Here is an 18,096-nt window from a genome sequence, read left to right on the forward strand (position 1 = left end):
CGGTGAACGACCTCTGCGTTGGTGGTCCAAGGAAAGACGCCCCGCTTCCTGCGGGGAAATGCAGGTGCAAGGCCTGCCCGGCGCTCCATTTCGAACGAGTCCCATCCCGTGTCAGACGGGGTGGGACTCGTTCGTTCTCCGTGTGTGCAGGGGGAGTTCGGCGACGACCTCGAAGCCGCCGCCGGGCCGATGCCCCGTACGGACCCGGCCGTCCGCCGAGCGGGCCCGCTCCCGCATGCCGATGAGGCCGTATCCGCCGCCGCCCACGGAGGCGGGGACCTTCGGATGCGCGCCGCCGTCGTCCGTGACCGCGACCGTCAGCAGATCCTCCGCGTAGACGAGCCGTATCGCCGCCGTACGGGCACCCGCGTGCTTGGTGACGTTGGTGAGGGCCTCCTGCACGATCCGGTACGCCGTGAGCTCCGCGCCGGCGGTGACCGGACCGGGCTCGCCCTCGGTGTGCGGCGTGACCTCGAGGCCCGCGCCCGCGTCCAGCTCACCGATGCGGGCCGGGTCGCGATCGGCCGCGTACGGGACGTCGGCCGCCGGGGCATGAGCCCCGCCCTGGCCGACCGGGCGCCGGACGACCTGCGGCAGCCCGCCACCCTCTTCCACCGCCTCGTCGACGACTTCGTCGCCCACGCGGAGACAGCGCTGGACGCGCCGGGGGATCCGGCGGGGGGCGCGGCCGTGGACGTGCCGGGAGACGTGGGGGCGGAGGGCGGTCCGCCCGGCGCGTGAGGTCTCTATACGTTCGCCGATGCGGATGTCACAGGCGGAGGCCGCTGTCTCGTCCTAGGAGGTGCGGAAGGAACAAGCCTTCGATCAAGGAGTGGACGATGGACCTCGCACTGTGGATCGCCGCCGGACTGCTGGCCGCCGTAGCCCTGGCCGGTGGCGTCACCAAGACGTTCGTGCCCAAGGAGACGCTGGCCGCCGCCCACGGCGGGGGATGGACCGCCGACGTCGGCGCCCCCTTCGTCAAGACCCTCGGCATCCTGGAGCTGCTGGCCGCGGCAGGCCTGATCCTGCCTGCCGCGCTCGGTATCGCGCCGATTCTGGTGCCGGTGACCGCACTCTGCTGGATCTTGCTGATGGTCGGCGCGATGATGACCCACGGCCGCCTCGGCGAGTCCAGGTTGGTGGTGCTGAACCTGGTCTATCTCGCCTGCGCGGCATTCATCGCCTGGGGCCGCTTCGGCCTCTGACGGCGTGGGTGAATTCACGGAGGAGCCGGCATGGGCAGGACCGAGGAGTTCCAGGAGCTGCGACCGCTGCTGTTCTCGATCGCCTACCGGATCCTCGGCAGTGTCGGTGAGGCCGAGGACGCCGTCCAGGAGACCTGGCTGCGCTTCGAGGCCTCCCCGGCCGCGCCCGCGTCCACCAAGGCCTTCCTCTCGGCCGTGGTGACCCGGCTCTCGATCGATGTGCTGCGCTCGGCCCGCGTCCGGCGGGAGGAGTACGTCGGGCAGTGGCTCCCCGAGCCGCTGCTCAGCGACCCCTACGAGGATCCGGCGCGGTCGGCGGAGCTGGCGGACTCGGTGTCGGTGGCGGCCCTGTTGCTGCTCGAGCGGCTCAGCCCGCTCGAGCGGGCGGTGTTCGTGCTGCGGGAGGTGTTCGCGTTCGGTTTCCCCGAGGTCGCGGCGGCCGTGGGGCGTTCGGAGGCGGCGTGCCGCCAGCTCGTGGTGCGGGCCCGGCGTCACATGGCCGAGGGCCGGCCCCGCTTCGCGGCGGACCGCAGAGAGCGGGAGGAACTGGCGTCCGGGTTCTTCGACGCCCTCCGCGAAGGCGATGTCGCCGGCCTTCAGAAACTGCTCGCCGCCGACGTGGCGATGGTCGGCGACGGCGGCGGCCGGGCCCCGCAGCTGGCCAGAGCCGTCGTCGGCGCCGAGAACGTGGCCCGGCTGCTCGCCACCGCCTTCGTCCTGGTGGCCCGGATCGACGTGACGTTCGAGCCGCACGAGATCAACGGCCAGCCCGGCGCGGTCTTCCGCGACCGGGACGGCAGGGTGCTCCACACCTTGGCGCTCGACGTGCTCGACGGGCGGATCCGGGCGATCCGCCTGGTGATCAACCCCGACAAGCTCGGGCACCTGGGCCCGGTGGCGGACGCCTGGGCGGTCGACCGCGAAGCGCGGAAGGCGCGCCGGCCCGCGGGGTGAGGGCGCACGGGCCGGCGCGGCCCGCACGGCCCGCGCCTCGGTCAGCTCGGGCTGAGGGCCGCCGTCAGTCCGACGGCGGGGGCGGGCATCCGCCGGGGGCGGGTGATCGTCGTGACCCTGGCCGGCCTGGCCGGCCTGGCCGCGTCGGTCGGCTCGTTCGCGCGGGTCGTCCTCGCCGTCTCGCCTTCGGTGCCTGTCACCTCGGCGCCTGTCACCTCGGCGCCTGTGGCGTCGGTGCCTGTCGCGAAGACGAACAGGCGCAGGATCAGGAAGCGGCCGATGCCCGCGAGGCCCGAGGCCGAGAGGTAGACGAGCTGCTCGGTGAGCATGCCGGGGGTGGGCTGGATCGCGTGGAGGGCGAGCACGGCCACGGAGGTCGCCGCGTAGGCGGCGGCCGCCGAGCCCGCCGACTGCCAGTGCCGGCGCAGGCCCGCGCGGCGGCCGGTGCGGAAGGTGTGACGGGCGTGCAGCTCGGTGCACAGGACGGTCGAGGCGATGGTGATCAGCGCGTTCGACAGGGTCCACGGCATCAGCGCCGCCAGCAGCGGTACGGCCAGGCTGGAGAGGACTCCGGTACCGCCGCCGAAGGCCACGAAGCGGGCGAAGGAGGTCAGCGACTTCACGGCGGTTCCTTCCGCAACGGGTGAACTAGCTTGCTTAACTCAGGCAACTATAAATAGCTTGCTTGACTTACGCAAGTAGCGCAATGAGGAAGGGCCCCAGGTGATCGGGGAGGCTTCCCTCCCGGTCACCCAGGGCCCTGAACCGCCAGGTCAGGCCATCGGAGCGTCAGACCGTCAAGCTGTCAGGCCGTCAGATCGTGGGGCCGTGGGGCCGTCGGACCGTCAGATCGTGGGGCCGTCAGGCCGTCGGACCGTCGGGCCGTCACGTCGAGTTCGCGCTCGACCGGCCGAAGAACTCGATCTCGGCTATCGACACCTGCTTGCTCCCGGAGGCCATGTACGACGACTCGATCGTGAAGCGGACCTTGGTGACCTCACCCACCCGGAAGGCGCGGCGCTGGCCCCCCGAACTCTGGTCCAGAGTGATCTCCCGGGTCGTCGTCTTGCCGTCCTTCAGGGTGATCGTCGCCTTGATGCGGTGAGGGAGGGCCGACTGGCTGAGCTGGTCGGGGCGGACCGACGTGCCCGAAGTGATGATCAGGTCCAGCAGGCGGGTCGGCTGGTCGAAGCGGGCCTCGATCCACTCGCCCTCGCCCGACTGCGAGACACCCGGACCCCACCAGCTGTTGTTGATCTTGTCGAAGGCCAGCTCCGGCTTGTGCCCCGGGTAGGAGCGCGAGGCCGCGAACGAGTCCGGGGCGACCGGGGCGCGCTTGGCGAAGTGGTCGCGGGTGGCCTGGATCGCGGTCGGCGTGTTCACCCCCGCGATGATCACGAGGGTGATGACGACCGCCGCGACCACCCAGCTGAGGATGCGGTCGAACGTACGGCGCAGACGCGGGCGGTCGCCGGCCCAGGGGGTCGCGCCGTTGCGGTTGAACAGGCGGCGCCACCAGGGGAGGCGGATCGAGGAGCGGTCCTCCAGCGTCATGGGCATCGCGCAGCGGACGCAGAAGTGCCGGTCGGGGTTGTTGGGAGTGGCACACCAGGGGCACGCGACGCCGTACGGCTCGCCCTGGACGGGGCCGGGCGCGCGTACCTGCGGCCGGTCCGCGATCGGCCTGCCCGGCAGGACCGGGGCCACGGACGGAGGTGCGGCGGGTCGGGGCTCCGCGTCGGCCACGGGGACCAGGAGGGAGCGGGCCCGGGCGGCCATCGTGTCGCCGAGGACGGGGGCGGGGGCGGGGGCGGCCGCCGCCGGTACGGGCGTGGTGGGGGCGGTCTGGTCGGGGGCGGGAGTGTGCGCGGGGGCCGGTGCTGTGCCTGACGGAGCGGCGGTGCCGTCCTCCGGCGGGATGACCGGCAGGGGAGTTTCCGTGGTGTCCTCGTCGTCCGGGTCGTAGTCGTCGTCGGCGGCCGGGGCGGCGGCCTGGGTAGGGGGCTCGGGCGCGGCGTGCGCAGGGGCGGGGGCCGGCGCGTTCGCCACCGCCGTACCGGAGACGGCGGCGGCGGGGGCGGGAGCGGTGGTGGGGGAGGCGATGGTGGAAGCGGAGGCGGTGGTGGAAGCCGTACGGGAGACCGGGCCGGCCTCCGGCCCCGCGGCGCGCGAGGGCTCCCGCGTGCCCTCCGCGGCGCGGTACGCGGCCCCGGAGTCGGCACCGGCCGCCGCCCCGGCCCCGTACGCCGAGCCGGGTCCGGAGGCCGAGCCCGAGCCGGAGCCGTACGTGGACCCGGAACCTGACCCTGACCCTGACCCTGACCCTGACCCTGACCCCGTCCCGGACCCGGACCCGGACCCGTGAGCGGACCCTGTTCCTGTCCCGGAGCCGGAGCCGGAGCCGTAGGACCCGGCTCCCGCCCCGGACCCGTAGGCCGAGCCCGTCCCGGACCCCTCACCCGGCGCGGACCCGGCACCCGAACCTGTCCCTGCACCCGAACCTGTCCCGAAGCCGGAGCCCGTTCCCGCGCCGGGGCCCGTGCCGGGCCCGGCATCCGACCCGGACCCGGTCGCGGGGGGCGAGAACGACCCGGAGCCGGAGCCGGAGCCGGACCCCGGACCCGATCCGGAGCCCGACCCGGTGGCCGCGCCGGGGCGGGACGTGGGGCGGTCCGTCCAGCTCAGTACGGCGCCGCAGGCGTCGCAGAACGACTGGCCGGGCTCGGCCCGCGTGCCGCACTCGGCGCAGTTCTGGGTGGTCATCTCTCCGGGGTCCTTTCGGCGGCGGTCACCTTGACCGTGTACGGCATGTGGGCGGGGCGGGCGGCGGCCACGAGGGTGTCCAGGCGGTGCTCGTCCGCCGGGCCGGGGTCGGGCAGGCGGACCGTGACGTGCAGGTGCGGCCGGGGTTCGCCGGGGACCGGGCCGAGCGGCCGGGCGCTCCAGTCGGCGCCACCGCTCTCGGAGATCTCCGGCTCCACGCCGAAGGCCAGCCGGACCGTCTCCGACAGGCCGCGCCGGGTGCCGCGCACCCGGTGCAGGTACGCGGCCGCCGCGACCGCGGCCCGCAGCCTCGGTTCCGGTTCCGTGCCGTCGGTCTCCGCGCCGACCCAGGTCGCCAGCCAGCGGGTGAAGTCGACCGGGGCGAGCGCGGGGTCGAAGTAGGCGGGCAGACAGTCGAGGACGTTGAGGATGGGGGCCATCACCTCGTCCAGGCCCCCGACGAAACGCTGTGCCAGGTCGTCGTCGGCGAAGACGGCCGGCAGCATCCCGCCGATCGGGACGGAGGAGCTGAGGCCGTCCACCGAGCCCCTCAACGCCCCGTCCCCTTACGTGAGTTCGCGCCGCTCATGCGCCGTCCCCGATCACTCGCACCCGGTGGTCGTAGGAGAACACCAGGGCCGGTGCGGCCAGGTCGATGCGGTCGGTCGCCTCGCCGCGCTTGCCCGTCAGCGGGTCGGCGGGGTGCAGCATGACCTGGTCGACCAGCTCCACTCCCGGGACGCGTTGGAGGACGGCGAAGACCTCGCCCGACTGCACCGGGCGGCCGAAGGGCCAGCCCTTGCCGTCCGCGCCGCCGATCAGCGGGTCGAGGTGGCGGTAGAGGGCGTCGTGGGCCTGGCGGCGGACGCGGTCCGTGTCGACGCCCCGGAAGGCGTGGACCGTCGCCACCACCGTCACGCCCTGGTAGTACGGCGGGCCGACGGCCAGCCTGGTGCCGATCAGACGGCGTTCGTCGAGGTGCCGGGTGATGCGGTCCAGCAGGGAGTCGCCGGGCACCAGTTGCTCGAAACGGAGGCGTCCGCCGGGGTCCGGCACCGCCTGCGGGACCACCAGCACCCGTACCGCGTAGGAGCCGTGTTCGTCGGGCTGGCCCTCCAGGCAGGTGATGCGGGCGGTCTCGGGCGCGGCGCGGCGGGCGAGTTCCTCGTAGTCGCGCAGGGTCACGGCCCGCTCCTGGGCGCGCAGGGTGATCGGCGCGCGGAGCTTCGCCTCCTCCACCGTCTCGCCGTCGACCCCGCCGCGCGCGGCCTCCCGGTTGACGACCTCCGAGACGTACGGGACGGAGGTGCGGAGCACCTGGACCGCGCCCCGGGCCACGTTGCCCGCGCGGCCGCCGCCGGTGCGGTAGAGGCGGGCGCGGATGACCGAGCCCTTGGGGGCGACGGCCCCGTACTGGCGGAGTCTGCCGTCGGGTTCGCGGACGGACGGTCCGAAGGCGATCTCGCCGGTGGCCGCGTCGAGGGTGACATGGCGGTCGTCGGGGCCGGAGGCGGCGAAGTGCGGGACGACCTGCCAGTCGGACCAGCCCTCGTGCTCGGCGGTCTGCAGCAGGAGCGGCGGGTCGTCGCCGACCACGGGCGCGTGCGCGAGGCCGACGTGCTGGCCGGGCAGGCCGGTGGACTCGCCGAGGGCCTCGTCGTAGACGGTCTCGGCGTGCACGGCGGGGGCGGTGCCGCCGACCGTGAAGACCTCGGCGGAGCGCACGGTAGGGGAGGTCGTGTAGAAGGGCTGGCCGGGGAGGGGCTCGGTGACACGGCAGCGCAGCCAGCCGGCCTCCTGGCCGCCGGAGCGGGACAGCACGTGGCCGCCTCCGATGTGCAGGACGACCTCACCGGGGCGGTTGAGGCCGCCGGTGCCGTCGCGGTCGATCTCGCACTCCTGCCAGCCGTCCTCCGTCCAGGCCTCCCAGACGAGCGGGGGCTGGCGCGGGTCGACGCCGACGCCGTCGACGCGGCTGTCCAGTTCCAGGACCACCGCGCAGTGCGGGACGGCCGCGCTCAGCCCGAACAGCATGCAGTCGCCGGGCTGCGGCGCCTCGGCGAAGCAGAGCAGGTCCTTGCCCTCGGCGAGGTCGCTGGTCCGGTCGGTGACCGGCTCGCCCCGGTGCTGCACGACGAGGTGGCTCAACCGGCTCGGTACGACGGTGAGTTCGCGTTCCGTCGCGAAGACGACCGCTTCCTCGCTCTCCGTGCGGACCGTCGCCACCTCGGTGCCCACCGGCAGCAGGACCGGCTCGTCCTGCGGCGCGGACAGCCAGAAGGTGACCTCCGTGCGGGCGGCCGACGGCGGGAAGAGCCGGATGCCGACCAGGTCCAGGAAGGCCAGGTGGTTCTTGTCGGGGACGCGGTTGAGGCGGTAGACGATCTGGTCGGCCATGTGGGCGACCGTCTCGACGAGCGTCACGCCCGGGTCGGAGACGTTGTGGTCGGTCCACTCCGGTGCGCGCTGCTGGATGTAGCGCTTGGCGTCGTCGACGAACTGCTGGAAGCGGCGGTCGTCCAGGTTCGGGGAGGGCAGGGCCATCAGCGGTCGCTTTCGGAAGCCGTACCGGACGGACCGGGGAGACCCGGCTCGTCGTGGGACGGAATGACGTAGAAGGGGAAGACGAGACTGCGCGGATTGTTGGTGCCGCGGATCGCGTACTGGACGTCGATGAAGAGCACGCCCTGTTCGGCGCCGGCGGTGACCTCGACGTCGGTGACCTCGATGCGCGGCTCCCAGCGGTCCAGGCTGGTGTACACCTCGTGCTGGATGCGCCCGGCGGTCGCCTCGTTGACCGGCGCGAAGACCAGGTCGTGGATGGCGCAGCCGTACTCCGGGCGCATGGGACGTTCGCCCGGCGCGGTGGCGAGGATCAGCCGGATGGCCTCCTCGATCTCGCGCTCCCCGCTTACCAGGGCGATGCCCCCGGTGGGGCCGATGCGGAGCGGGAACGCCCAGCCCGATCCGACGAATTGCTCGGCCATCAGAGGGCCACCTGCCTTTTCCTTCTCCGGTACCGGTCGGCTGTCGTCACGGCAGCGGATACGGCTTGGCATTGACGAGTACGGCGCCCTGGAGCATGAGGGTCGCGGCCCGGATGCCCACGTTGGCGGTGGCGTTGACCTGCATGGTGGCGCCCGCGCTGAAGACCGCGGCGCCGCCCGACTTGAGGCTGAGCAGACCCGCCGCGTCCACCGACGTCACACCCGTCATGGACTTGACGTGGACCGTACTGCCCCGGATGGAGAGGAGGGCGCCGCTCTTGATGGTGAGGTTGCGGCGCGCGCTGAGCGTGAGGTCGGTACCCGCCTCGACGGACACCGCCCTGCTGCCCTTGATGCTGACCGTGCCCTTGCTGTCGACGGTGATCTCGGTCTTCGTGCGGTCCAGGTTGATGACGAGCTTGTCGTCGCCGGACGTCACCCGCACGCCCTGCTTGCGGCCGCCGGTCGTCTGGCTGAGCAGGTCGACGCGGTTGCCGTCCCGGTCGGAGAGGGTGTGGCGGACGGCACGGTGGCGCGCCCCGTCGTGCAGGGGCACGTCCTTGACCGGGGTCGGCTTGTCCTTGCCGTTGTAGAGGCCGCCGATGACGTACGGGTGGTCGAGGGCGCCCCGGTCGAAGGCGACCAGCACCTCGTCGCCGACGTCGAGGGGGAAGATCGAGCCGCCGCGGTTGCCACCCCACTGCACGACCCGTGTCCAGTCGCTGATGTAGGCGTCGTCGAGCCAGGGGAACTGGAGCTTCACCCGGCCCTGCTTGAGCGGGTCGCCGACGTCGGTGACCAGGGCGTTGGCGGTGCCCGGGAGGTTCAGGCCGTTGCCGGCGTTGCCGCCGCCCGAGGCGAGCCCGTACAGGGACCGCCACTGCCGCCCGCTGACCGTGACCCAGGCCTCGTAGTGCTTGCCGTCGCCGAAGACGTGCCGTACGGAGGTGGCGGTGTACTTGCCCTCGAAGGGGGCGCCGACGTCGGCGAGGGTGACGGGCAGCCCGGGGCGGAGTTTCGGGGTGCCGCGCGCGATGACCTCCAGCTCGGCGAAGGAGCCGGTGACGTCGTCGGCGAGGGCCTCGGCGGCGAACTTCACCTCCGACTGCCGGTCGTACGGTGTCTGCGCGTCGACCAGCTTGGCCGGCTTGAACTTGGCGGCGGCCTCACCGGGGGTCGTGCCGATGCTGATGCCGGGGTTGGTCTTGGCGGGCGCGGTCGCGGTGAGCTTCTTCTTCGTCGTCACGTCCCAGCCGCGCGCCTCGACGGATCCGACCTGCTCGGCGGCGGTGACGGCGGCCCGCAGACGGAGGATGTCGGTGCCGGCCTCGAGGACGAACGGGCTCTTGTCGCCGGGGGTGGAGGTGGGCGGCGCACCGGACGCCGGGTCGGGCTTGACGAACTGGAACTTGCCCTGGGAGTCCACCGACATGACCATCTCGTTCTCGTCGGCCAGCCGGGCGAGGAAGTCCCAGTCGGTGACGTTGGCCTGGCTGATGAACTCGTAGACGGTCTTGGTGGACTGGATCTTCCCGACGGGGACGCCGTCCTGGGCGGCCAGCTTGCGGGCGATGTCTGAGGCGCTCTGGTTGCGGTAGGCGGCGACCCGGCGCTGGCGCATGAGCCGGTGGCCGAAGTCGTAGCCGCGGATGACGGTGAAGGTGCCGGTGCCGTCGTAGTCCGCCTCCAGGCCGCACACCTCGCCGGTGAGGAGCGGGTCGGAGGCGCCCTTGCCGTCGGCGATCGGGGCGAGGACGACGGGGGTGCCGAACTTGACCTTCAGCTTGCCCAGGACCTGACGGCCGGGGTCGCGGAAGGTGAGCCGGAAGGCGGCCGGCACACCGAGCCCCTGGTCGACCCAGCCATCGACGAGGAGCGGCGCGATGTCGACGGGGAGGGGATCGCCGCCGAGGGTGACCTGGATGACGCTGGAGAACGCGGACTGGACCATCAGTGCCGCACCTCCTCGGCGGCCGGCAGGACGAGTTCGATGCCGGTCGGCAGCCGGGAGGGGTCGTCGATGCCGTTGACCTCGGCGATGGACCGCCAGGCGGAGGCGTCGCCGTACTCGCGCCAGGCCAGGGACTGGAGGGAGTCACCGGCGACGACCCGGTGCACCCGCTGTGCGGTGAGGGCGCCGGAGGTCGGGTTCTGGCCCTTCGTCTTGCTGGGGATCTCGTGCAGGCGCACCTGGCAGGTGGCGCGGATCGGGACGCCGGTCGTGCCGAAGAGCGAGTACGTGACGTCGATGCTGCTGACGTAGGCGGTGAAGCGGGCCGTGGAGAACGAGCCCCACTGGAACACCACCCACGGCGGCGAGGGCTGCTTGGCGGCGATGCTCTTGGTGGTGACCTCGCAGCACTCCAGCAGCGACTCCACCTTCTTCAGTACGGTGTTGCTGCCGGGCTGGTCCGAGGTGTCGAGGAAGATCTCGACGGTCATCTCGCGGGGCTCCGGGCCCATGAACTCCGGTACGGAGCCGTCCCGGACGGCCGCCGTGGGGGTGACCTTCCACTGGGCCCGGCGGCCGAGCTGGAGCTGTGACGGGTTGAAGTCGAACGCGAAGGATTTGATCAGCCCGCCGGGGGTCGTGCTCGTGCCCACCGGCGGTTCGTGGATCGCGAGGGTGGCACGGACCAGGCTCTTGCCGGCGCCGCCTTTGCTTCCCTTGGCCATGGCTTGTACTCCCTGCCTAGTCCTGGTCCTGCTGCTCAGTCCGTGAAGCCGTGGTGGGTGATCTCCAGGACCTCCGTGGCCACCCCCGGGCTGTCCGGGCTGAGGGACGGCCCCTGCCAGCTGACCGGCAGTACGTCGATGAGCCCCCACCGGGCGACCTCCGAACCGTCCGCGCGCAGCGCCGCGATCTGCGCGGTCGGCCGGGTCACCCCCGTGGTGACCGACGAGATCCACTTGGCGACCTTGGTGGTGTCCGGGGTGAGCGGACGGGTCAGCCGGATCGTGGAGAACGTGACCCGGGAGGGCAGCTGCCAGACGAAGCCGTTGTTGCCGCCCTCCTGGCGGTGCTCGATCTCCACCTGCGACGAGAGCCCCTCACACCCGTTGAAGAAACCGAGGCTCTCGCCGTCGATGGTCAGGGTGAAGAAGATGGTGGAGCCCGGGTCGAGATCGGAGGGCATCGGGGCCTGGCCTTTCTGGGAGAGGGGGGCGTCGGGGGTGGTGACGGGGTGCGTCAGTGGGTGGTGACGGGGTGCGTCAGTGGCGGGGGTCGCGGAGTCTGCCGACGCGTTCGCGGTCGAGCCGCAGTTCGGTGCGGAGCAGACGGGTGATGCGGCCGGTCAGCCGGTGCGTCAGCTCGTCGAGCTGGAAGTCGGTGAGCGCGCGGGGATCGAAACCGGGATGCGCCTTCGCGGGAGCGGCGGCCGGGTCCGTCGCACCCGGCTCGGCGCGCGGCGGCTTCGGCGACGCGGGAGGCGGTGGGCCGGCGCGCCGCTGGACCACCGGGGCGGGTGGCGTCGGAGGTGCGGGCAACGGCCGGGGGGCGGGCGCCGGCATCGGCACAGGGGCCGTCGGCGTCGGGACGGGCGACACCGGAACCGGTGGCGCGGGCGGTGCGGGTGGTGTGGCGGGGCGTACGGGCGCGGTGGCCGCCGATACCGGGGCGGGCAGCGGCCGGCGCTGTACGACCGGGGTCGGCGGGGTCGGCTGGGCCGACTGGGTCGCGGGGATGGGCGGAAGGCTGGAGGTGGGGTACGGGTGCGCCACGGGCCGGCTCGCGGCCGCACCGGGCGCGGTCCGGCGCAACGGCACGGGCGCCTTGACGGCGCTGCGCTGCACGGGCGCCGGGGACGCCGGGGGCCTGCCGGTGAGGGAGACGGGGTGGACGGGGTGGTGCCGTCCGGTCGCTGTCGTGGGACGAACCGTGCGTGGGGCGGCGCCCATGGGGGCGTTGCGGGCGACGGCGGCGGTGGTGGTGTCCTGGGGCAGCGGGGCCGGACGATGCGTCGGCGTGCCCGTGCTGTGGGCGGACATGGGCGTGGACGCGGACGTGGGTGTGGGCAGCGGGAGTTCGGGGGCGCCGGGCGCCGCGGTGCTGCGCTGCACGAAGGGCGGTGTGAGCGGGGGGCGCGCCGAGGAGGCGACTCCGGGACCGGTCACCGTGCCGGGGGCGCCGACCTGCGGCGCGATCGGGATGCCGCTCGGCGCGTTCAGTGGTGCGGCGTCGGCCGGGCGGGTGGAGAGGGGGGCGCCCAGCGCGGGGCGCGCGGTCGCGGGGCGCGAGGGCTGCGCGGCGGTGACCGGCAGGGCGGCGCGCTGCACGGGTGCGCCGAGAGGGGTGGAGCGCCGAGGCGGGGGAAGCGGTTCGGTCCGCGCGCCCGGGGTGCCATGGCTGTGGGCGGACGCGGCGGCGGGGAGCGTCCCGACGGGGGCTGGAGTCACGGGAGGCGTCGATGACGCCGCGGTCGTGTGGGTCGTGTGGGGCGGGTGAGGCGTGTCGGGCAGGTTCGCCGGGCCGGGTCGGCCCGAGGAAGGGCTCGTGGGGGCACCGAGGCCCGCGCGACGCCGGGGGGCGGCCGCACCGGAGGCGGCCCGCTGGACACTCGTCGCGGACTGGGACGCGGGCGCGGGTGCGGACACGGGTACGGGGGCGGGCGCGGGTGCGGACACGGGTACGGAACCTGCGGCGCGCGCCGGGGAGTTGACGGCAGGGTGAGACGGAAGCGCCGGGCCGGTGGGTGCCGGCGCCGAACCGCTCACGTCGCCCACGGGCCGAGCGGAGCCGATTGCGGCGGGCGTGACGGGTCGCGCGGGCGGCGTGACCGGGACGGGAGCCGATACGGGAGCCGATACGGCACGTTGCACATCGGTGGGTGCCGTACGACGACCGGCGGGCGTGGGTGTGGTCGTCGGCGCGGACGGCGTGGAGGCCGGTGCCGGTGTCTCCGCGGCGCGTTGCGCACTCGGGGTCGATGCGCGGCCACCAGCACTGGAACCCGAGGTGGGACCGGGCGTTGCGGCGGGGCTTGAGCCGGGGCGGCCGGAAGTCGAGGTCGGTGCCGTCGGGGCACGTTGCACGCTCGGGGTCGGGGTCGGGGTCGGCGTACGGCCATCGTCGATCGAGGACGCGGCGGGGCCTGGCGCCGAGGCAGGGCCCGCACCGGAGGCCGCGCCTGACCCGCGAACGTGACCGGCACTGTGACCGGGGCCGGGGCCGGGGCCGGGGTGGGAGGCCGAGGTCGAGGCCGGTGTCGTCGTGGCGCGCTGCACGCTCGGGGTCGATGTGCGGCCACCGTCACCCGAGGAGGCCGTGACACTGGAGGCCGAGTCCGGTGTCGTCGCCGCCCGTTGCACGCTGGGGGACGACGTAAGGCCACCGCCACCGGGAGCCGAGCCGGGACGCGTGGGCGAACCGGTGCCGGTGCCGGGGCCGGCACCCAGCGCCGGACCGGAGCCTCGGGCAGGGCCGGAAGCGGAGGTCGAAGAGGAACCGGAGCCGGAGCCGGAAGCCGAACCGGAGCCCGAACTGCGGGCTGCCGACGACCCGGTGGGGGCGTCGGCGGTGGGAGTGGAGCTCGCGTGGGTGGCGAGGCGTCTGCTCACGGAAACCGGCGCGATCGCGCCTGGACGTGGAGGGGTCGGGAAGGTCGCGGCGGTCGCTGAGGGCGGACCCGGGGTGGACGTAGGCGACGGGCCACCACGTTCCGTTCCGCCCGGCCGAAGTGCGGCGGGCCGGCTGCCCGCGGAGCGTGTGCCGGTGCCCCCGGGTGTCCCACCGGGGGAGGAGGACGGCGCCGTACGCGGGGGAACGGCACGCTGCACGCTGTGACCGGCGCTCGCCGAAGGGGACCCGGCGGACCCGGCCGACGGAGCCGCCGCTGCCCCCGACGCACCTGCGGAGGCCGAACCGGTCGACGCGACGGGCGACTTCGCCGACGACGGCAGGGCCGAGCCGGTCCGCACGGCGGGCCGGGCACCGCCCACCACCGACGCACCGGCGTCACCCGCACCGGAGACAGCCGCACCGGCGTCGCCCGCGCCGGAGACAGCCGCACCGGCGTCGCCCGCGCCGGAGACAGCCGCGCCGGCGTCGCCCGCACCGGAGACAGCCGCGCCGGCGTCGCCCGCGCCCGGTACCGCTCGCTGTACGCGCACCGGGGCGCCGCTGGGAGCGGAGCCCTCGTGGAGGGGCACCGCCCGCTGGAGCCCGACGGGCGGGAGAGCTGCCGTACGGGCCTCCCCGGAACCGGAGTTGCCCGCCGCCGGTGAACTCGGGCCGGCGGCTCGTCGGGGGCCTGGAGCGGGTTCCTTGCCGGTCGCCGGGCCCGCGCCGTCGGTGCCCGCACCCCGGCCGGACGCCTGGGCGGATCCGCTGCCGGCCGCCGAGGCCGAGGCAGGGGCCGCCGGCGCCGGGGAGGCGGACGGGGACGCCGGTCGGGCGGGCAGGCTGCGCCGCTGTACCGGCGCCGACATGGACCTCGTCAACGGGGCCGGGCCCGTCGCGGGGACCGGGCTCGCCGGGGACACCCGGATGCCCCGCGCCGGGAAGGCGGCGGGAGCGGACGGCTCCGTAGGCCGCGACGGCACCACAGGCACCGCCGGGGGAGCCGGAGCCGCGGGCAGCGCGGAAGCCGTCGGGTACGCGGGAGCGGCCGACCCGGACGGGCGCGTCGCCGCACCGGAAGCCGTGGCACCCGCCGTAGCCCTGGCGCCCGTGACACCCGAAGTACCCGGGCCGGCCACCGAGCCCGGGCCGGCCGCGGCCGGACGGGGCGCGAGCGCCGGGGAAGCGGGAACGGCCCGCTGAAGGGGCGTCGGCCGGGGCGGCGCGGCCACCCGCTCGGGTTCGGGGACCGGCGGAGCCGCCCGCAGGCTGCTCATCAGGCCGCCCGGCGCCGCGTCCAGCACCGCGTGGAAGCCGGTGCCGGTGAAGGAGGGGTTCTGCCAGGTGGCCAGCCGGCCGCCGAACCCGGCGTCGGCGACCCCCGACGCGCCGCCGGTCGCCGCCCGCTGGATGGGCGGAAGCGTCGGCCAGGCGGCCGCGACGACGCGTGGCGCCGCACCGGCGTCGTCCGTCGGAGCGGGGCCGCCGCTGCTCGGCGCCGGCGTCGGCGCACCGCTCCCGGCGGCCGGCGACGTGCCCGGGGCGCCCCCGCGCCCGCTCCCGCGGCCACCCCGGAAACGTTCCAGGAACCCCATGCCTCAGCCCTCCGCCCCGCCCCGGGTCACCAGGGACGCGATCTGGTCGGCGTAGCGGCGCCGGTCGTGGTGTTCCAGGTCCAGGATCTCGTCCTGGCCCCAGTGGAAGTGGTAGGCGACGTACGCGATCTCCTCGTGCAGCCGGTCGGTCGCGTACGTCACGATTCCCCCAGGCGGCTCCCGCCGAGTTCCACCTCGAAGGGCTCCGAGCAGTGGGGGCACTGCACCGAGGCGCGGGTGTGCCCCTCGGCGTTGACCTGGCGGTAGAAGTCCTGGAGGAACGCCAGGTCGGAGGCGAACATGTTCTCCACGACACCGTCGTGGACCAGCGGGAGGCTGCCGAGCCGGGTGATGACCCGGCCCAGCAGCACCACCGACAGGTACGCCGGGTTCTCCTGGACGCGGATGTCGCGGAGCGGGACCAGTTCGTCCCGCGCCGTCGCCAGCCGCATCACGCCGTCGCGGTGGACCGTGCCCGCGTCGTCGACGTAGCCGCGCGGCAGCTCGAAGGGGAACTCCGTCTGGAGCCGGTACGGCGCCGGGGCCGGGGTGGCGGCCGCGCCCGGCGCGGAGAACGCGGACGCGGCGCCGGACAGGGATTCGGACTCGGGCACGGCGGTGGCCGGGAGCGCCTCCTGCGGCTCCCCGCTCGCCGCCGCCGCCCGGACAGCCGTGCGCCGCATTACTCGATGACCAGTTCTTCGAACGTGATCGTCACGGTCTCGGTCAGCGCGGAGGCCTCGCCGGCCTTGACCGAGCTGGTGTCGATCTTGCTGCACCAGGCGTTGCGCATGTTGTACCGCTTGACCGGGTTGTTCTGGTAGTCCATCACCATGATCGTGGCGTTCTTGCGGGCGGTGCCCATCACGCCGTTGATCGACTCGGTGATCCACTGGTTGAACGCCGCGGACTGGGTCATACCGCGCACGACCGTGCAGGTGCCCGCCTTCTTCACGCCGGGCAGCTTCTTGGTGACGGGCTTGCCCTGCGCGGAGACCTGCTGGTACTCGATGACGTCCTGTTCGAGGCTGAGGCCGCTGACCTCGGCGAGGTACTCGACCATCACGCCGTCGATCTGGAGACCGAAATTATGTGAAGTTAGGGCGTCACCCGGCTGGAGACTCATCTGGCTTTCCTTCTAAGTGTGGTGAGGAGGGCGGTACGACGTCGGAGCGGCCTGCTGCGGCCCTACTCCTCCAACTCGCCGTTGCCGCTGGAGAACTGGGCCAGCCGGAAGATCACGAACTCGGCGGGCTTGACCGGCGCGATGCCGATCTCGCAGATCACGCGGCCGAGGTCGACCGACTCCGGCGGGTTGGACTCCTCGTCACACTTGACGTAGAACGCCTCCTCGGGGCGGCCGCCGAACAGCGCGCCCCCGCGCCACTCGTTCACGAGGAACGCCGAGACGTTGCGCCGGATCCGGGCCCACAGGGCGTGGTCGTTCGGCTCGAACACCACCCACTGGGTGCCGATCAGGATCGACTCCTCCAGGTAGTTGAAGTACCGGCGGACGTTCAGGTAGCGCCAGGCCGGGTCGGAGGAGAGGGTGCGGGCGCCCCAGATGCGGATGCCCCGGCCCGGGAACGCCCGGATGCAGTTCACGCCGATCGGGTTCAGCAGGTCCTGCTCGCCGCGGGTGATCTGGATCTCCAGGTCCACCGCGCCGCGCACGACCTCGTTCGCGGGGGCCTTGTGGACGCCGCGCTCGGAGTCGTTGCGGGCCCACACGCCGGCCACGTGGCCGCTCGGCGGGATCAGCCGGGCCTTGCCGGCGGACGGGTCGAAGGACTTGATCCACGGGTAGTACAGGGCCGCGTACTTGGAGTCGTAACCGGCCGTCTCCTGGCGCCACACCCGGATCTGACGGGCGTTCAGGCCGGGCGGCGGGTCGATGATGGCGACGCGGTCGCCCATCAGCTCGCAGTGCGCGATCAGGCCCAGCTGGACGGCCTTGACCGACTCCAGGTCGATCGCGCCGCGCTGGTAGGCGGCCATCAGGTCGGGCACCGCGACCATGGACACCTCGTCGACGGCCTCCAGGCCGCCGAAGCCGGTGCGGTCGGAGCTGTCGCCCAGGTACTGCGCGGGGCCGACGGGCTGCGCGGCCTCGACCGCACCGGCCGGGGAACCGGCGGGCGGTGCGACCAGCGCGACCGTCTGGTTGTCCGGGCGGGCCAGCTGCGCGGCGGGCGCGGCCTCGGCCACGGTGATGAGCTTGGAGCGCTCCTTGACCTGGGTGACGACGTAGGAGCGGTTGCCCTTCTTCGCCGACACGTCGAACGTCTCGACGGCCTTGTCGCCGTCCTTGACGATCAGCTTGAAGCGCTCGGCGGGGCCTTCGCCCTCCGCGTCCGCGACCTCCACGCTCAGCGGGCCGCCGTACTCGCCCGGCGCCACCGCCGTCACCGTGAACGTGCCGAGCTGCTTCGGCTCACCGGCCGGCAGGGCGGCCGGCGCGGGGCCGGAACCGGCGACCGCGGCGGGCGACTTGGCGTCTCCGGCGGCACCCGCCGAGGTCCCGCCGACGCGGACGACGTACGCCGCCGAGCCACCGTTGTTGAAGAACCCGTAGACGGAGTGCGCCAGGTAGTAGCCGTCGGTGAAGTCACCGAACGCGGCCACGTACTGGGTCCAGTTGGTCACCAGGGTCGGCTCGTTGAGGGGGCCGGTCGGGGCGAGCCCGACGAAGGCCGCCACCGAGGTGCCCACCCCTTCGATCGGGCGGGAGCCGCTGGCCACCTCCTCGACGTATACGCCGGGCGACAGGTAGGACGGCATGCTGTGCTCTCCTCGGGGTACGCGTCAGGACGTCTTTCACCGTCACGCGCGAAGCGCGTCCGTCGAAACGGCTTCCGGTGCACGGTCCGGGGCACAGCTGTTGCCCTCGGGGGCAGTACGGGCCTCCGGGACCCTTGCGCACCGCCCCCGTCGCCCCCGGTGCGACGGGGGCCCCGGCGGGAGCACGGCGCGGGCACGGGGGCGGATCCGGGGGCGCTGCCGGGCCGTGAGGTCCCCTCGGGCAGCCG

The 18,096-nt window shown here is 73.9% G+C and carries 17 protein-coding genes; 3 read left to right on the top strand and 14 right to left on the bottom strand.

Features of this window, described 5'->3' with window-relative positions; genetic code table 11:
* Window positions 1–111: 111 nt before the first annotated feature.
* The gene (locus ACFWBD_RS28930) at window positions 112–642 is read right to left on the bottom strand and encodes a sensor histidine kinase (protein WP_385672869.1); all 531 of its coding nucleotides are present in this window, start codon (window positions 640–642) and stop codon (window positions 112–114) included.
* Window positions 643–839: 197 nt separating this feature from the next.
* On the opposite strand from ACFWBD_RS28930, the gene ACFWBD_RS28935 reads away from it, so the two are divergent.
* Window positions 840–1,208, top strand: a complete 369-nt coding sequence (locus tag ACFWBD_RS28935) for a DoxX family protein (RefSeq protein ID WP_385672872.1) — start codon at window positions 840–842, stop codon at window positions 1,206–1,208.
* A gap of 30 nt (window positions 1,209–1,238) precedes the next feature.
* A complete protein-coding gene (locus ACFWBD_RS28940; protein WP_385672875.1) occupies window positions 1,239–2,162 on the top strand; it encodes an RNA polymerase sigma-70 factor in 924 nt (307 codons plus the stop codon).
* Between the two features lie 41 nt (window positions 2,163–2,203).
* Here ACFWBD_RS28940 and ACFWBD_RS28945 read toward each other — a convergent pair whose 3' ends face one another.
* The 9 genes from ACFWBD_RS28945 to ACFWBD_RS28985 all read right to left on the bottom strand — a co-directional run bounded on the left by ACFWBD_RS28945 (window position 2,204) and on the right by ACFWBD_RS28985 (window position 12,310).
* Window positions 2,204–2,785 carry a GtrA family protein gene (locus ACFWBD_RS28945; protein ID WP_385672878.1) on the bottom strand — a complete coding sequence of 194 codons (582 nt, stop codon included), beginning with the start codon at window positions 2,783–2,785 and terminating at the stop codon, window positions 2,204–2,206.
* Between the two features lie 262 nt (window positions 2,786–3,047).
* Entirely contained in the window at window positions 3,048–4,211 is a 1,164-nt protein-coding gene (locus tag ACFWBD_RS28950; RefSeq protein WP_385672880.1) for an NADase-type glycan-binding domain-containing protein, read from the bottom strand.
* A gap of 710 nt (window positions 4,212–4,921) precedes the next feature.
* A complete protein-coding gene (locus tag ACFWBD_RS28955; protein WP_385672883.1) occupies window positions 4,922–5,479 on the bottom strand; it encodes a phage tail protein in 558 nt (185 codons plus the stop codon).
* Between the two features lie 31 nt (window positions 5,480–5,510).
* Window positions 5,511–7,469, bottom strand: a complete 1,959-nt coding sequence (locus tag ACFWBD_RS28960; RefSeq protein WP_385672886.1) for a putative baseplate assembly protein — start codon at window positions 7,467–7,469, stop codon at window positions 5,511–5,513.
* Window positions 7,469–7,912, bottom strand: a complete 444-nt coding sequence (locus ACFWBD_RS28965) for a GPW/gp25 family protein (protein WP_020132881.1) — start codon at window positions 7,910–7,912, stop codon at window positions 7,469–7,471. Before ACFWBD_RS28965 ends, ACFWBD_RS28960 begins: the two co-directional genes overlap by 1 nt.
* Window positions 7,913–7,958: 46 nt before the next feature.
* Window positions 7,959–9,863 carry a VgrG-related protein gene (locus ACFWBD_RS28970; RefSeq protein WP_385672889.1) on the bottom strand — a complete coding sequence of 635 codons (1,905 nt, stop codon included), beginning with the start codon at window positions 9,861–9,863 and terminating at the stop codon, window positions 7,959–7,961.
* Entirely contained in the window at window positions 9,863–10,588 is a 726-nt protein-coding gene (locus ACFWBD_RS28975) for a peptidase M23 (RefSeq protein ID WP_385672892.1), read from the bottom strand. The genes ACFWBD_RS28970 and ACFWBD_RS28975 overlap by 1 nt, the downstream gene beginning before the upstream one ends.
* Window positions 10,589–10,623: 35 nt before the next feature.
* Entirely contained in the window at window positions 10,624–11,049 is a 426-nt protein-coding gene (locus ACFWBD_RS28980) for a phage tail protein (RefSeq protein ID WP_020132884.1), read from the bottom strand.
* 76 nt (window positions 11,050–11,125) lie between these two features.
* The gene (locus ACFWBD_RS28985; protein WP_385672895.1) at window positions 11,126–12,310 is read right to left on the bottom strand and encodes a hypothetical protein; all 1,185 of its coding nucleotides are present in this window, start codon (window positions 12,308–12,310) and stop codon (window positions 11,126–11,128) included.
* 1,867 nt (window positions 12,311–14,177) lie between these two features.
* On the opposite strand from ACFWBD_RS28985, the gene ACFWBD_RS28990 reads away from it, so the two are divergent.
* Window positions 14,178–14,675 carry a hypothetical protein gene (locus tag ACFWBD_RS28990; protein ID WP_385672898.1) on the top strand — a complete coding sequence of 166 codons (498 nt, stop codon included), beginning with the start codon at window positions 14,178–14,180 and terminating at the stop codon, window positions 14,673–14,675.
* A gap of 395 nt (window positions 14,676–15,070) precedes the next feature.
* Here the strand turns inward: ACFWBD_RS28990 and ACFWBD_RS28995 are convergent, their stop codons facing one another.
* The 4 genes from ACFWBD_RS28995 to ACFWBD_RS29010 all read right to left on the bottom strand — a co-directional run bounded on the left by ACFWBD_RS28995 (window position 15,071) and on the right by ACFWBD_RS29010 (window position 17,848).
* Window positions 15,071–15,229, bottom strand: a complete 159-nt coding sequence (locus ACFWBD_RS28995) for a DUF6760 family protein (protein ID WP_020132885.1) — start codon at window positions 15,227–15,229, stop codon at window positions 15,071–15,073.
* Window positions 15,226–15,750 carry a hypothetical protein gene (locus ACFWBD_RS29000; protein ID WP_351766563.1) on the bottom strand — a complete coding sequence of 175 codons (525 nt, stop codon included), beginning with the start codon at window positions 15,748–15,750 and terminating at the stop codon, window positions 15,226–15,228. Before ACFWBD_RS29000 ends, ACFWBD_RS28995 begins: the two co-directional genes overlap by 4 nt.
* A complete protein-coding gene (locus tag ACFWBD_RS29005; RefSeq protein WP_020132887.1) occupies window positions 15,750–16,193 on the bottom strand; it encodes a phage tail protein in 444 nt (147 codons plus the stop codon). The genes ACFWBD_RS29000 and ACFWBD_RS29005 overlap by 1 nt, the downstream gene beginning before the upstream one ends.
* 62 nt (window positions 16,194–16,255) lie before the next feature.
* Window positions 16,256–17,848 carry a phage tail sheath family protein gene (locus ACFWBD_RS29010; protein ID WP_385672901.1) on the bottom strand — a complete coding sequence of 531 codons (1,593 nt, stop codon included), beginning with the start codon at window positions 17,846–17,848 and terminating at the stop codon, window positions 16,256–16,258.
* Between the last annotated feature and the right edge of the window lie 248 nt (window positions 17,849–18,096).

The organism is Streptomyces sp. NPDC060002 (assembly GCF_042737245.1).
Classification (GTDB): domain Bacteria; phylum Actinomycetota; class Actinomycetes; order Streptomycetales; family Streptomycetaceae; genus Streptomyces.